The following is a 14,626-nucleotide window of genomic DNA, read 5'->3' on the forward strand; positions in this document are numbered from 1 at the left end:
GGGTGCGGCCGAGTGGGCACCCGCCGCGTAGGTCCCGCCCGGCCCCGGAACAATCCGCGTCCCGCCCGGCCGCGGAACGGCTCGATACCCGCGCGCCGTCGAGAGGGCACCCGCCGCGGAGGTCCCGCCCGGAGCCCGCTGATATCGTTGCTCCGGGCACATCCCGCCCAGCACTCGTACCGCACCCTCCGGCCCACCCCGCCGTGATCGGGAAGCGGCGTGGAAGGACGTGGTCAGTGAAGGCGCTGTACACCTCCGGAGCCCGTCCGGGCTTCGAGCTCGTGGATCGCCCCGAGCCCGAGGCGGGGTGGGGCGAGGTCAAGATCCGCGTGATGACCACGGGCATCTGCGGCACGGACCTCCATATCGAGAGCTGGGACTCCTGGGCGCAGAGCATGATCACCGCGCCGCTCATTCCCGGTCACGAGTTCTACGGGGAGGTCGTGGCGCTCGGCGAGGGGATCCGCGACGTGCGGGTCGGCGACCGCGTCTCGGGTGAGGGGCACATCGTCTGCGGGATCTGCCGCAACTGCCGCGCCGGCCGCCGGCAGATGTGCATCAGGACCTCCAGCGTCGGTGTGCAGCGCGACGGCGCCTTCGCCGAGTTCGTCGTCGTCCCCGAAACCAACGTGTGGGTGCACGACGCCACGATCACCCCAGAACTCGGCGCCGTCTTCGATCCGTTCGGCAACGCCGTCCACACCGCCCTGAGCTTCCCGCTCGTCGGCGAGGACGTGCTCATCACCGGGGCGGGTCCCATCGGCCTGATGGCCGTCGCGGTCGCCCGGCACGCCGGAGCCCGCAAGATCGCGATCACCGACGTCTCGCCGTCGCGCCTCGCGCTGGCCCGCGGGGTCGGGGCGGACATCGCCGTCGACGTCAGCCGGACGCGCATCGCCGACGCGCAGCGGGAGCTCGGCATGAAGGAGGGCTTCGACGTCGGGATGGAGATGTCCGGCCACGCCACGGCGCTGCCCGAGATGATCGACAACATGAACCACGGCGGCAGGATCGCGATGCTGGGCCTGCCCTCGGCGCCCATCACCATCGACTGGGGCAAGGTGGTCACGCACATGCTCACGCTCAAGGGCATCTACGGACGCGAGATGTTCGAGACCTGGTACGCGATGAGCGCCATGCTGCAGTCCAACCGGACGCTGCGCGACGCCGTCTCGTCGGTGGTCACCGACTGCCTGCCGGCGAGTGAGTGGCAGCAGGGATTCAGGACCGCGCGCGACGGCGCCGGTGGCAAAGTGGTCCTCGACTGGACCGTCTTCTAGGGAGGCAGGAACACCATGTACTCAGCAGTTCGCGATCAGCTCGCCGGTGAGCTCGACGACATCAGGGACGCAGGCCTCTTCAAGCACGAGCGCCGCATCTCTTCCGCGCAGTCCAGCCACATCACGGCCGGGGCGCTCGACGCCGAGGGCGCTCGGGTGCTCAACTTCTGCGCCAACAACTACCTGGGGCTGGCGGACCACCCGGACATCATCGCGGCCGCGAAGACGGCCCTCGACGAGCGTGGCTTCGGCATGGCCTCTGTCCGCTTCATCTGCGGTACGCAGGACCTCCACCTCGAGCTGGAGCGCCGCGTCTCGCAGTTCCTCGGCACGGAGGACACCATCCTCTTCTCCTCCTGCTTCGACGCGAACGGCGGGGTCTTCGAGTCGCTGCTCGGCGCCGAGGACGCCGTGATCTCGGACGCCCTGAACCACGCGTCCATCATCGACGGCATCCGGCTCTCCAAGGCCCAGCGCTTCCGCTACGCGAACCGCGACATGGCGGATCTCGAGGCAAAGCTCCAGGAGGCATCGGGGGCACGGCGACGCCTCGTGGTCACCGACGGCATCTTCTCGATGGACGGCTACCTCGCGCCGCTCGAGGCCATCTGCGACCTCGCAGAGCGCTACGACGCGATGGTCATGGTCGACGACTCCCATGCCGTCGGCTTCATGGGCCCGAGCGGCGCAGGAACGCCGGAGCACGCGGGTGTCGCCGACCGCGTGGACATCTTCACCGGGACCTTCGGCAAGGCGCTCGGCGGCGCGTCCGGCGGGTACGTCGCCGCACGCGCCGAGATCGTGGCGCTGCTGCGCCAGCGGGCGCGTCCGTACCTGTTCTCGAACTCGCTGGCACCGTCGATCGTCGCCGCAACGCTCACTGCGCTCGACCTCGTCGAGAACAGTGCCGAGCTCCGCGGCAGGCTGACCGACAACGCGGCGCTCTTCCGCCGCCGGATGACCGAGGAGGGCTTCGACCTCCTCGACGGCGAGCACGCCATCATCCCGGTCATGTTCGGTGACGCGGTCCTCGCCGCGCGGACGGCGGACGCGATGCTCGCGCACGGTGTCTTCGTGACGGCCTTTAGCTACCCGGTGGTGCCGAAGGGCAAGGCGCGCATCCGCGTGCAGCTCTCCGCGGCCCACACGGACGAGGACATCGAGTCGTGCGTGCGCGCCTTCGTCGCGGCGCGCGCCGACGTCTCCGCGGGCGCACCGGAGCACGACGACGCCGAGCAGGGTGCGCACGTCGGCGCCTCCTGAGCGAGGCCCCACGCCGCCGGAACGCCGGATGGGGGAGACCCCTCCTAGGATGACCGCATGAGCTCCCTCGAGTGCGACATCCTCATCGTCGGCGGCGGCATCGCCGGTCTCTCCCTGGCGTCCGCCGTCGCGCCCTTCGCCAGTGTGGTGCTCGTCGAGGCCGAGGCGACGCTCGGGTACCACACGTCGTCGCGCTCGGCACGCCAGCTCATCCCGAGCTACGGCCCCGAGCCGGTCCTCGACCTCACCCGGCGCACCCTCGACCTGCTCGCGGGTGTCCAGTCCTCCACGGGCCTGCCGCTCACCGTGCCGCGTTCCTTCCTGCTCGTCGGCTCCGAGGAGCAGGTGGAGGCCGGGGCGAGCGCCGCGATGCGGCGTGTTTCGCACGCCGAAGCGCTGGAGCTCGCACCGCAGCTGCGCCCCGGCGCCTTCGCCGCGGCGGCGATCGACGAGGCGTGCGTCGGCACGGACACGGATCTCCTGCTCGAGTACCACCGGCGGAGCGCGAGCGACGACGGCGTCATCATCCTCACCGGCGCCGAGGTCACGTCCGCGCGCTACGACGGTACGGGCTGGAGCGTGCGCGCGGGCTACCGGCCCATCACGGCGGAGATCGTGGTCGACGCCGCCGGTGCCTGGGCCGACGGCCTCGCGAGCGTGTGCGGCGTCGCTCCGCAGGGGCTCGTGCCGCACCGCAGGACCGCCGCGATCGTCAGGGCGGACAATGCGCCGGCGCTCGGTACACCGATGGTCGCCGCCGCCGACGAGTCCTTCTACTACCGCCCCGATGCCGAGGGCGTGCTCATCTCGCCGAGCGAGGCGGAACCGGCCGAGGCCGAGGACGCCCAGCCGCACCCGGGGGACGTCGAGCGGTTCGTGGAGCACCTCGGGACGCTGACCACACTGGGCATCAGCTCCGTGGTCCGTTCCTGGACGGGGCTGCGGACCCAGCGGGAATCGGGCCTGCCGGTGGTGGGGTTCGATTCCCGGCACCCGGGGTTCTTCTGGCTCGCCGGGCAGGGCGGATACGGGTTCCAGACGTCCTCGGCCATCGCCGAGCTGGCCGCGGTGCTGCTCAGTGGCATCGATCCCCGCGACGTCGGCGCCGACCCCGTGAGCGTCGCGGCCGCGGCGGAAGCCCTCCGGCCCGTGTGACGGGTGGCCACGCGGAGGCACATCACCGCGGGGAACAGGGTGCGGAGCAACGTCCACAGCGACCTGGCAGCGGTGCCGGACGAACCCCCGCCGTCGTGTCCGGAGGGCGGTCGGGACGCAGTCCGCAGCGCGCTCCAGGGTGCCGTCGCGAGTGCCGTCCCTACCGTCTGTCGCTCGTGCCCCGCGGGTCTAGGATGGGCGCATGAACGTCATCGAGATTCGACTCCCCGGCATCGGAGTGCGGCGCGAGATCGTCACGGGTTCGGGCCGGCGCGTAGGGATCGTCGCCCAGCGTGACGGCGATCTCGACCTCATCATCTCGAAGGCCGACGACCCCGACGCCTGCGTGGCGTCCATCCCTCTCACGCCCGACGAGGCCGCCACGATCGGCAACCTGCTCGGTTCCCGCCAGCTCGTGGCGCAGCTCACGGAGGAGCACCGGGACCTCCCGGGCGTCTCCACCCGCCAGTTTCTCGTCGAGGCGGGTTCCCCGTTCGACGGGCGCGCTCTCGCGGACACCCGGATGCGTTCGCGCTCGGGTGCCTCGCTGGTCGCCGTCCTCCGGTCGGGTCAGGTCCAGGCCTCGCCCACACCCGACTTCACCCTCGCCGCCGGCGATCTGCTGGTGGTGGTCGGCACCTCCGAGGGACTCGACACCGCGGCGGACATCCTGCGACGAGGTTGATCGGAACGTGCACTCGACCGCCATCATCCTGATCGAACTCGGGGCCGTCCTGCTCTTCCTCGGCATCCTCGGGCGGCTCGCAGGGAGGATCGGGCTCTCGCCCATACCGCTCTACCTCATCGGCGGACTGTTCTTCGGACACGGCGGGTTCATCGAACTCGAGGGCGTCATGGAGTTCAGTGAGATCGCCGGGGAGATCGGCGTCGTCCTGCTCCTGCTGATGCTGGGACTGGAGTACACGGCGAAGGAGCTCGTGACCGGTCTCCGGCAGTCGTGGCTCGCGGGTGTGGTGGATTTCGTCCTCAACTTCACGCCCGGCGCGCTCGTGGCCGTGATCCTCGGCTGGGGACCTGTCGCCGCACTCGTCATGGGCGGGGTCACCTACATCTCCTCCTCGGGCATCGCCGCGAAGGTCATCAGCGACCTCGGCCGCCTCGGCAACCGTGAGACGCCCACGGTCCTCGCGATCCTCGTCTTCGAGGACCTCGCCATGGCCATCTACCTTCCTGTCCTGACGGCGGTCCTGGCAGGGCTCAGCTTCGCCGGCGGGCTGGGGACCGTGGGGATCTCGCTCCTCGTGGTCACCCTCGTCCTCGTGATCGCCCTCCGCTGGGGCAACGTCGTCTCGGCCGTCGTGGACAGCACCGACCGCGAGGTCTTCCTCCTCACCCTCATCGGCGCCGCGCTGTTGGTGGCCGGACTGGCGTCCGCCCTGCAGGTCTCCGCGGCCGTGGGCGCGTTCCTCCTCGGGATCGCCATCTCGGGTGCGACGGCGGAGAACGCCGCGCGCATCCTCGAGCCTCTCCGCGACCTCTTCGCCGCCATCTTCTTCGTCGTGTTCGGGCTCAACACCGATCCCGCGTCGATCCCGCCCGTGCTCGGCTTCGCCCTGCTGCTCGCGGTGATCACGGCTGCGACGAAGATCGCCACGGGCTGGTGGGCTGCTCAGCGGCAGGGGATCGGGCGCCGCGGCCGGGTGCGCGCGGGGTCGGCCCTCGTGGCGCGCGGCGAGTTCTCGATCGTGATCGCGGGCCTCGCCGTCGCCTCCGGGGCGGTGGTCCCGGACCTCGCTGCCCTCGCCACCACGTACGTGCTGCTCATGGCGGTCCTCGGCCCCGTCCTCGCGCGGCTCGCGGAACCCGCGCTGCAGCAACTCGAGCGGCTTCCCGCGCTCCGGCCGCGACCCGTCGTCGCGGGCTGACCCGGCCTGACGAACCCTGCGACGACCGCTCCGGCGGAGCCCGCACGAGCCCTCAGTCGTCGAGGATCTTGCCGATCGGTTCGCGCTTCTCGGCCTGGAACATGTCCTCCTCGCGGCCGTACGCCCAGTAGCCCGAGAGCGAGACCTGGGATCGTGCGAGCCCTCTGCCCGTGAACAGGACGTCCCGCAGGGCCTTCATCGCGCCGCGCTCGCCGTGCACGAAGGCGTCCACGCGGCCCTCGGGCCACGGCCCGGCGGAGACGGCGTCGGCCAGCAGCGTCGTCGTGCCCGGCTCCCGGCCGGCGCGCAGCAGCCAGTGCAGCTCCACACCCTCGGGGTGTGCGAGCTCCAGGACGTCGGCGTCGCCGTCCACCTCGAGGTACGCGTACCCGACGGCGGTGGGCGGCAGGGCCTCGAGTCCGGCGGAGATCGCCGGGAGGGCGGAGTCGTCGCCGACGAAGAGGTGCCAGTCCGCCTCGGGGTCCGGTGACCACTTCCCGGAGGGGCCCATCATCACCAGCTGGTCGCCCGGGACGGCGCGAGCCGCCCACGGCCCGGCGATGCCCGCGTCACCGTGCACCACGAAGTCGATCGCCAGGCGCTGCGCGGCGCGGTCCAGCCACCGGACGGTGTAGGTGCGCTTGACCGGGCGGTCGCCGGAGGGGAGCCGGTCCTTGAGTGCGGGAAGGTCGTACGGGGGCGTCAGCCCGAGCTCTGGCTTCGCGAACAGCAGCTTCACGTACATGTCGGTGGCATCGCAGTGCTGGAGATCGGCGAATCCCGGCCCGCCCGCGACCACGCGGACCAGGTGCGGACTCAGCCACAGCGTCTCGATCACGGACAGGACGGCCTGCGGGCGCGGGGGCTTGCGCGGCGCATCGGACGGGGGGAGGGCCATGGGGCGGTGCTTCCTTCGCGGTGGGCTCCACTCACCCTAACAAGCCTGTCCGGGCAGTCCCGGGCAGTCCGCGGCCGTCCTCGTGGAATGCTGGAACCTCATCCTCCGGAGAAAGGCAGTGCCGTGCAGACAGTCTCCTCGGTCCTCGACACCATCGGCGCCGTGGGCCGCGACCCGGCACGCGGCGGGTACTCCCGCGGCGTGTTCACCGGTGCCGAGCTGAGCCTGCGCGAGTGGTTCGCCGCGGAAGCCGCGGCACGCGGCCTGGCGGTCGAGACGGACCGCAACGGCATCCTCTGGGCCTGGTGGGACGCCACGGACCGGCGTGACGGCGCACTCGTCACCGGCAGCCACCTGGACTCCGTGCCGGGTGGGGGAGCCTTCGACGGTCCGCTCGGCGTCGCCTCGGCCCTCGTCGCCGTCGACCTCCTGCGCGAGCGCGGGGTGCAGCCCCACCGGTCGCTGGCCGTCGCCGTGTTCCCCGAGGAGGAGGGCTCGCGCTTCGGGGTCTCCTGCCTCGGGTCGCGGCTGCTCACCGGGTCCCTCGACCCCGATCACGTGCGCGCCCTGACGGATGCCGACGGCACCACCTTCGCCGACGCCGCTCGGAGCGCCGGCATCGACGTCGACCACCTCGGCCGGGACGAGGAGGCCATCAGCAGGATCGGCGACTTCGTGGAACTCCACGTCGAACAGGGCCGCGGGCTGATCGACCTCGACTCCGCGGTCGCCATCGGCTCCTCGATGATCGGCCACGGACGCTGGCGCCTCTCGATCACCGGGCAGGGCAACCACGCAGGGACCACGCTCATGGCGGACCGCGCCGATCCCATGATCGCGGCCGCGCAGGTGGTCCTCGCGGCCCGGAAGGCCGCCGCCGAGCAGGACGGCGCCCGCGCCACGGTCGGGCGGCTCCAACCCGTTCCGGGTGGTACCAACGTGATCGCCTCCCGCGTGGACCTCTGGCTCGACGTCCGTCACGAGGACGACGCCGTGACCGCACAGCTCATCGAGAGGATCCACGGTCAGGCGCAGAAGATCTGCGCCTTCGAAGGCTGCCGCGCCACGCTGACCGAGGAATCCCGCAGCGGGACCGTCCAGTTCGACGGGGCCATGCAGCGCACACTCGGCCTCGCGCTCGGCCGGTCCTTCCCCGGCGCCCCGACCCTCCCCACGGGCGCGGGACATGACGCCGGCATTCTCGGCAGCATCGCACCCACCGCGATGCTGTTCGTCCGCAATCCCACGGGTATCAGCCACTCGCCCGAGGAGTTCGTGGAGCGCGAGGACGCCGACGCGGGAGCCATCGCCCTCGCGGACGTCCTCGAGGACCTGCTCTGACGTCGCCGTCCGGTCGGTGAGGGTTACGCCGGCCCCGCTGGGATCGGAGGCCTGCTCCGGTGCCGCCGCGCTGGGAAACACCAGCCGCCGCTGGAATGATGGCGCCATGTCCACCGACCGACGCCCCACCGATCGACGCTCGACCGACCGAAGCTCCTCCGTCCCGACGGTCCAGCCGCCGCGACGCCGGATCACGGCCGAACTGCTGATCGTGCTCGGGCTCTCGCTCGGGCAGTCGGGCGTCTACGCCGTCGTGAGCCTCGTGGACAAGTTGTCCCGCGGGCCCCTGGCCGCACAGACCACCACGTTGAACCCGGTGCTCGACGACCGCCAGTACATCGACCTGACCTACCAGCTGCTCGGGATCTTCTTCGCGCTGGTGCCGGTCGCCCTGGTGCTGTTCCTCCTGAGCGGACAGGGGACATCGGCCTTCCGGCGTCTGGGGTTCACCTTCGACCGCCCGCTGAGGACCTTCGGTTTCGGTGTGGGCCTCGCCGGGATCATCGGCGTCGGCACGCTCGGCGTCTACGCGGCCGGCCGCGCTCTCGGCATCACGACGGCGATCGTCCCGGCCGCGCTCGACGAGTACTGGTGGACCGTGCCGGTGCTGGTGCTCTCCGCGGTGCGGCACGCCGTGTTGGAGGAAGTCATCGTGGTCGGCTACCTCATGCTGCGTCTGCGCGAACTCGGGTGGTCGACGCCCGCCATCATCATCACGAGTGCCCTCCTGCGGGGGAGCTACCACCTGTACCAGGGGTTCGGTCCGTTCATCGGCAACGTGATGATGGGGCTGCTCTTCGCCTGGTTCTACACGCGCACCAAGCGCGTCATGCCGCTCGTGATCGCGCACGCGCTGATCGACATCACCGGGTTCGTGGGGTTCGCCCTGATCGGCCCGGCCATCGGAATAGGTAGCTGAGCCAAGGCTTACCTTTTCTTTTATCGCGCACAAATCATGACTAAATTATTCGCAATTACCGGTGTTACCGTGAATTCATTGAGCAGAAGTACGGATTCCGCCGTCAGGATCCGCCGCACCCCCAGGAGGAATCATGAGCGTCGTCACCAGTGTCTCCGAATGCAGTGTCCACAACTGCTCCTTCAACCATGACGGCTGCACGGCGGTCGCCATCACGGTGTCCGGGAGCGAGGAGCACGCCTCGTGCGCCACGTTCATCGACACGTCCATCAGCGGCGGACTGCCGAAGATGCTCGCCCATGTCGGGGCGTGCCAGCGCTCGGAGTGCTCGTTCAACGCGGATCTCCTGTGCACGGCACCCGCGGTCAAGGTCGGTCCCGGCGCCGAGGCCGCCGACTGCCTGACCTATACCCACGCCTGAGCCGGCGCCGAACCACTGACGAACACAGAAAGGGACCGGCCGTCGGCCGGTCCCTTTCGTCTGAGCTTCGTCTGAGCTTCTTCTGAGCAGAGTGCTGCGTGCTAGATCTCGACCCGCCCGTGGGCGGTCTCGAACGTCACGGACATGACGCCCGGCGTGCCGTTCGGGGCGATCCACTGGACCTGGACGCCGTCGAGCGTCTCCTCGACCTCCGTGCCGAGCCACTCGGTGACGCGCTCGGACGAGCCGGCGATGGTCAGGCAGTCGAGCTTCACCGATGCGGCACGCGCGAGGGAGGGGTGCAGGGCCTCGGTACCCTCGTCCCAGCGGAGGAGGTAGGGCACCTGAGGATCGGCGATGAGGCCCTTGATGCCGATCTGCTGCCAGGAGAGTTCCTGGCCGTCGGGAAATTTGCGGTTGCCCGGGACGGCGCTGCGTCCGAGGCGTTCCTCGAACGGACCGAGGTCGTCCACCGCCACGCACCAGCCCATCCAGCCGCCTCCGGCTTCGGAGCGGGCGCGGACGGCCTGACCGAAGGGGGCCTTGTCCGAGGCGGGGTGGTCGAGGACCTCCACGACCTCGAGGTACTGGCCGTTGACCAGGGGCACGATCATGTTCCGTGTACCGAAGCGGGGATGCACACCGCCTCTCACCGCGTCCGTCCCGAGCTTGGTAGAGATCCGCTCGGCGGTGGCGGCGAGACCGTCGGGTTCACAGGCGTACGACACATGATCCAGGCGCATGCCGATATCTTGGCACTAAGTGATCCACGTCTCGACTTAGGTTCGCCTTACTCGTTCGTCCCTTCACGAAGTGTCATACGGCTTGCCTCCAGCGGGGCCGTGCGCTTCCATGGAGTCAGGTCATGAGTGCCAGCACGAAGCCCCGGCTTGCTGGCCGGCAACCCTCCAACCGCGGTGGGGTGCCCCGGGTGAAGACCAGGCTCGACGCCGGACCGGCGTCGCGCAAGCGCGGGCCCGTGACGGCCCGGTGACCTGGGCGAGACGTCGGCAGGTTCCGGACACCAGCGAGGCCCCTTCCTACAGGGAGCATCATGTCCAACGAGTGGTCTTTCGAGACACGCCAGATCCACGCCGGCCAGGAGCCGGACTCCGCAACGGGGGCGCGCGCGCTCCCCATCTACCAGACGTCGTCGTTCGTCTTCCCGAGCGCGGAGAGTGCCGCCAACCGCTTCGCGCTGACGGAACTCGCGCCGATCTACACGCGTATCGGCAACCCGACCCAGGAGGCGGTGGAGACGAGGATCGCGAGCCTGGAGGGCGGCGTCGGCGCCCTGCTGCTCGCCTCGGGCCAGGCCGCGGAGACGTTCGCCGTGCTCAACATCGCGGAGGCGGGCGACCACATCGTCGCGAGCCCGAGCCTCTACGGCGGAACCTACAACCTCTTCAAGCACACGCTGCGGAAGTTCGGTATCGAGACCACGTTCGTCGAGGATCCGGACGATCTCGAGCAGTGGCGCGCCGCGATCAGGCCGAACACCAAGCTGTTCTTCGGCGAGGTGGTCTCCAATCCGCGGCAGGACGTCCTGGACCTCGAGGGGATCAGCGCCGTCGCCCACGAGCACGGGTTCCCGCTGATCGTCGACAACACGCTCTCGACGCCCTACCTGATCCGACCCATCGAGTGGGGTGCGGACATCGTGGTGCACTCGGCCACCAAGTACCTCGGCGGGCACGGCACGGCCATCGCCGGCGTGATCGTCGATTCCGGGAACTTCGACTTCGCGCGGTACCCGGACCGCTTCCCCGGCCTGAACACCCCCGACGAGAGCTACCACGGACTCGTCTATGCGCGTGACCTCGGGGTGGGCAGCGCCCTCGGTGTCAACCTCGCCTACATCCTGAAAGCACGCGTGCAGCTGCTGCGGGACCTCGGCGCCGCGGTGTCGCCGTTCAACGCCTTCTTGATCGCGCAGGGGCTGGAGACGCTCAGCCTGCGGATCGAGCGGCACGTCCAGAACGCGCAGACTGTCGCCGAGTGGCTGGAGGCCCACGACGACGTCGAGCGCGTGGCCTACGCCGGCCTCCCGTCCAGTCCCTGGTACGAGCGCGGCAGGAAGTACGGGCGGAACGGGACCGGCGCGATCGTCAGCTTCGACATCGCCGGCGGGCACGAGGCGGGCACGCGGTTCGTGGACGGACTCGAACTGCACTCGCACGTGGCGAACGTCGGTGACGTCCGCTCGCTCGTCATCCATCCGGCGTCGACGACGCACAGCCAGCTCGGCGCGGAGGCGCAGCTCACCGCGGGCGTGCGTCCCGGCCTCGTGCGGCTGTCCGTGGGCCTCGAGAACATCAACGACATCCTCGCCGACCTCGACGCGGGGTTCCGCGCCGCCAAAGGAGCCTGACCACCCGTGACCCACCCCCCTGTTGTCCTGAGGCCCGCGGCCGACGCCGCCGATCCCGCCGGAGACGGAATCCTCCGCGTCGCGTCGATCGGCCCGTTGGACCTCGAGACCGGGGGAGTGCTGCCCGAGGTGCACCTCGCGTACGAGACCTGGGGACGGCTCAACAGTGACGCCTCGAACGCAGTCCTCGTGCAGCATGCCCTCACCGGCAGCTCGCACGTGGCGCGGGGGGAGTCCGAGGAGGACGGCTGGTGGGACGGCCTGGTAGGTCCGGGCCGCACCGTGGACACCGACCGGTACTTCGTGGTGTCGGTCAACATGCTGGGTGGATGTTACGGCTCGACGGGGCCGGGCAGTCTCGCCCCGGACGGCACGCCCTGGGGTTCCCGCTTCCCGTTCGTGACCATCCGCGACTCCGTCCGCGCGGAAGCGCTGCTCGCCGACCTCCTCGGCGTCGAGCGCTGGCACTCCGTGCTCGGCGGCTCTATGGGCGGCGCCCGCGCTCTGGAGTGGGCCCTCGTGTTCCCGGAGCGCGTGGAACGATGTGCGGTCATCGCCTGCACCGCAGCCAGCTCGGCCGAACAGATAGCGTTCGCCCAGGCGCAGCTGCAGGCGATCCGCCTCGACCCCGCCTACCGTGACGGCGACTACTACGACGGCCCGCACCCGGACGGCGGGCTGGGAATCGCGCGGCGTATCGCCCACATCACCTACCGCTCCGAATTCGAGCTGGACGCCCGCTTCGGCCGTGCGGCGCAGGGCGACGAGCAGCCGCTCGGCGGCGTCCTGCCGACGGAGCGCGGCCGCTACCGCGTGGAGAGCTACCTCGACCACCAGGCGGACAAGCTGGTGGACCGTTTCGACGCCAACAGTTACGTGGTGCTGACCGAAGCCCTGATGAGTCATGACGCCGCCAGGGGGCGCGGAAGCCTCGAGGAGGCACTGGGGCGGGCCACCGCGCGGTTCTTCGTCGCGGCCGTCGACTCCGACCGGCTCTACTTCCCCGTGCAGTCCGAACGCCTCGCGGCCGGACTGCCCGGCGAGGTACCCGTGCACACCATCTCCTCACCCATCGGTCACGACGCCTTCCTCACGCAGATCCACCAGGTGGGAGCCGCCCTGAGGGCTGCGTTCTACGCAGGCTGACCGTCGGAGGATCGCGGGTTGGGTTTCCTGCGGCGGACACCTAGGCTGGGAGCTAAGCCTGCTTAGGATTCAGGGGCGGGACCGCACCACGACGCACAAGGAGCTGTTCATGGAACTGAGCACCATCGGCTGGAACCAGGAAGCACGCGACAAGATCCTCCTCGACTCGGACCGAGCGCTGCAGGGCGCCGTGCGTGAAGCCGCCGAGACCATGGACGGCAAGACCCGCGACGAGGTGTACGAGTTCCTCTTCGCGAAGCTGCAGCCGCAGTTCGTCGACTTCAAGCCCGGGCCCGATCTCAGCGCCTGCGCGGACGCCGTCGCCAACGGTGAGGTGGACCTCGACGCCTGAGCGGCCCGGAGGTCACCGACGGCACTGCGCACGTCGACGGCACAGCCATGATGACCGGTCGGGAACAACCCGACCGGTCATTCCTGTGAGGCTCAGTCCGCCGCGTGATCGGTCGGAGCGTCAGGCCCGTGCCGGACGATGACGAGTCCCTCCTCCGTCCGCGGTTCCTCGAAGAGGGCAGCGAGAGCACGGACGTCCTGGTCCCGCAGCCGGTGCGCACCGGCCTCCCCGTTGCCCCTCCGCGCGCGTCATCGGTCCAGGGCCGTCGCCAGGGGCACATCGACCCAGTGCACGACGACGGCGTGGCCGGCGCGGTGCGCCCGGTCGGCCCACAGCTGTCGATCCGCTGCTCGCCACCAGTCCCAGTCGAGGACGACGTCGTGCGCGGAGCCCAGCGCGCCCGCCGCGTTCCGCCACAGCGTCTCGCGCTCCTCGACCGCGGCTCTCCCGTACTCATCGGCGGCGTAGTCGAGGTGCGGGTACAGGCGGATCATGTGCTCGTCGAGGCCGAACCGCCGCGCGCCGGTCACCCGGGGGATGCCTCGCGCGACCGTGCTCTTGCCCGCGCCGTTGAAGCCGCACATCAGGTGCACCGTGGCCATGGGGGAGTCCTTCGATCGTCGTCGGTCGCGTCGGACGCGTCGGACGGCTGGCCGCTCCACCCGACGCGTCCGGTCGCGGTTGCTGGGCGCCGACCCGCGGCGGCCGCGAGCGGACGGTTCAGTCCGCCGCACCCGGGGGCATGCCAGGGCCGAAGACGGGCGTGGGTTCCGGTCGCTTGGCGATGACGCCGTCGCCCGATGACTGGTGACGCAGCCTGCGCAGCACCCACGGCACGAAGTATTCGCGGGCCCAGACGAGATCCTCCGTGCGCGCGGCTCGCCAGGTGCGCACCGGCAGGTCCTTCGGGTGCAGCGGTTCGAGGGTGTGCCGGACGGCCAGGGTGTCCAGAACCATCATGGCGATGGTGTGGTGCCCGAGCGGCGAGAAGTGCAGCCGGTCGATGGACCACATCTGGGGGGACATCAGTTGGCGGAGCGCCCACATGTCGGCGATCACGGCCTCGTGGCGTGCGGCGATGCAACGGAGGTTCTCGTTGTAGATGGCGGTCTTCGAGCGGATGCTGCCGAGCACCGTCTCGCGTACGTCCGGACCGGTGAACAGCACCACCGTGGCACCGGAGGCCGCCAGCTGCGAGACGACGTCGTCGAGCCTGTTGGCGAGTCCGTCGGGATCTCCGCCGGGCCGCAGCAGGTCGTTGCCGCCGGCCGAGATCGTCACGAGGTCGGGGCGGAGCTCGAGGGCGGGGCCCACCTGCTGGTCGATGATCTGCTGGAGGAGCCGGCCGCGCACCGCGAGATTGGCGTAGGCGAAGTGCGCCTGGCCTCGGGAGAGTTCCTCCGCCACGCGATCCGCCCACCCCCGATTGCCGCCGATGCTCTCCGGGTTGGGGTCGCCGATGCCCTCGGTGAACGAGTCGCCGAGCGACACGAGGCGATGCCAGGGATGCGGCTCGGTGGTGAGGGTCGGGTCGACCAGCGGACCGTTCGGGATGGTACTCACGCCCCACATTGTTGCAACCTCCGCTGCCGCC

The 14,626-nt window shown here is 70.3% G+C and carries 15 protein-coding genes and 1 riboswitch; of the genes, 11 read left to right on the top strand and 4 right to left on the bottom strand.

Annotated features, from left to right (window positions below):
* Window positions 1-236 precede the first annotated feature (236 nt).
* The 5 genes from tdh (at window position 237) to AC4D12_RS14600 (ending at window position 5,584) form a co-directional block, all read left to right on the top strand.
* Entirely contained in the window at window positions 237-1,280 is a 1,044-nt protein-coding gene (gene tdh / locus AC4D12_RS14580; RefSeq protein WP_490950678.1) for an L-threonine 3-dehydrogenase, read from the top strand.
* A gap of 15 nt (window positions 1,281-1,295) precedes the next feature.
* Window positions 1,296-2,543, top strand: a complete 1,248-nt coding sequence (locus AC4D12_RS14585; protein WP_490950679.1) for a glycine C-acetyltransferase — start codon at window positions 1,296-1,298, stop codon at window positions 2,541-2,543.
* Window positions 2,544-2,600: 57 nt separating this feature from the next.
* A complete protein-coding gene (locus tag AC4D12_RS14590) occupies window positions 2,601-3,698 on the top strand; it encodes an NAD(P)/FAD-dependent oxidoreductase (RefSeq protein ID WP_490950680.1) in 1,098 nt (365 codons plus the stop codon).
* Window positions 3,699-3,900: 202 nt separating this feature from the next.
* Window positions 3,901-4,383 (top strand): cation:proton antiporter regulatory subunit, encoded by a 483-nt coding sequence (locus AC4D12_RS14595; RefSeq protein ID WP_490950681.1) that lies wholly within the window; start codon window positions 3,901-3,903, stop codon window positions 4,381-4,383.
* Between the two features lie 7 nt (window positions 4,384-4,390).
* Window positions 4,391-5,584, top strand: coding sequence for a cation:proton antiporter (locus AC4D12_RS14600; protein ID WP_490950682.1), 1,194 nt, complete (start codon window positions 4,391-4,393; stop codon window positions 5,582-5,584).
* A gap of 52 nt (window positions 5,585-5,636) precedes the next feature.
* Here the strand turns inward: AC4D12_RS14600 and AC4D12_RS14605 are convergent, their stop codons facing one another.
* Entirely contained in the window at window positions 5,637-6,482 is an 846-nt protein-coding gene (locus tag AC4D12_RS14605) for a siderophore-interacting protein (protein ID WP_490950683.1), read from the bottom strand.
* 123 nt (window positions 6,483-6,605) lie between these two features.
* Between AC4D12_RS14605 and AC4D12_RS14610 the strand changes: the two genes are divergently transcribed.
* The 3 genes from AC4D12_RS14610 to AC4D12_RS14620 all read left to right on the top strand — a co-directional run bounded on the left by AC4D12_RS14610 (window position 6,606) and on the right by AC4D12_RS14620 (window position 9,163).
* Window positions 6,606-7,823, top strand: a complete 1,218-nt coding sequence (locus AC4D12_RS14610; protein ID WP_490950684.1) for an allantoate amidohydrolase — start codon at window positions 6,606-6,608, stop codon at window positions 7,821-7,823.
* Window positions 7,824-7,929: 106 nt separating this feature from the next.
* Window positions 7,930-8,742 (top strand): CPBP family intramembrane glutamic endopeptidase, encoded by an 813-nt coding sequence (locus tag AC4D12_RS14615; protein ID WP_490950685.1) that lies wholly within the window; start codon window positions 7,930-7,932, stop codon window positions 8,740-8,742.
* A gap of 133 nt (window positions 8,743-8,875) precedes the next feature.
* Window positions 8,876-9,163 (top strand): DUF1540 domain-containing protein, encoded by a 288-nt coding sequence (locus AC4D12_RS14620; protein WP_490950686.1) that lies wholly within the window; start codon window positions 8,876-8,878, stop codon window positions 9,161-9,163.
* A gap of 101 nt (window positions 9,164-9,264) precedes the next feature.
* On the opposite strand, the gene AC4D12_RS14625 is transcribed toward AC4D12_RS14620, so the two are convergent.
* A complete protein-coding gene (locus AC4D12_RS14625; RefSeq protein WP_490950687.1) occupies window positions 9,265-9,906 on the bottom strand; it encodes a VOC family protein in 642 nt (213 codons plus the stop codon).
* A 118-nt stretch (window positions 9,907-10,024) separates the two neighbouring features.
* Window positions 10,025-10,141, top strand: a riboswitch (SAM riboswitch).
* 76 nt (window positions 10,142-10,217) lie between these two features.
* Between AC4D12_RS14625 and AC4D12_RS14630 the strand changes: the two genes are divergently transcribed.
* The 3 genes from AC4D12_RS14630 to AC4D12_RS14640 all read left to right on the top strand — a co-directional run bounded on the left by AC4D12_RS14630 (window position 10,218) and on the right by AC4D12_RS14640 (window position 13,032).
* On the top strand, window positions 10,218-11,534 hold the full coding sequence (locus AC4D12_RS14630; protein WP_490950688.1) for a bifunctional o-acetylhomoserine/o-acetylserine sulfhydrylase: 1,317 nt from the start codon (window positions 10,218-10,220) through the stop codon (window positions 11,532-11,534).
* A gap of 6 nt (window positions 11,535-11,540) precedes the next feature.
* Window positions 11,541-12,680: a homoserine O-acetyltransferase MetX gene (metX, locus tag AC4D12_RS14635; protein WP_490950689.1), complete on the top strand. Its 1,140-nt coding sequence runs from the start codon at window positions 11,541-11,543 to the stop codon at window positions 12,678-12,680.
* Window positions 12,681-12,789: 109 nt separating this feature from the next.
* Window positions 12,790-13,032, top strand: a complete 243-nt coding sequence (locus AC4D12_RS14640; protein ID WP_490950690.1) for a hypothetical protein — start codon at window positions 12,790-12,792, stop codon at window positions 13,030-13,032.
* Window positions 13,033-13,280: 248 nt separating this feature from the next.
* Here AC4D12_RS14640 and AC4D12_RS14645 read toward each other — a convergent pair whose 3' ends face one another.
* Together AC4D12_RS14645 and AC4D12_RS14650 are read right to left on the bottom strand one after the other, a co-directional pair.
* On the bottom strand, window positions 13,281-13,634 hold the full coding sequence (locus AC4D12_RS14645) for a P-loop nucleotide/nucleoside kinase family protein (protein WP_490950691.1): 354 nt from the start codon (window positions 13,632-13,634) through the stop codon (window positions 13,281-13,283).
* A gap of 118 nt (window positions 13,635-13,752) precedes the next feature.
* Window positions 13,753-14,604: an SGNH/GDSL hydrolase family protein gene (locus AC4D12_RS14650; RefSeq protein WP_490950821.1), complete on the bottom strand. Its 852-nt coding sequence runs from the start codon at window positions 14,602-14,604 to the stop codon at window positions 13,753-13,755.
* Window positions 14,605-14,626: the final 22 nt, after the last annotated feature.

The organism is Arthrobacter sp. TJ-266 (assembly GCF_058269115.1).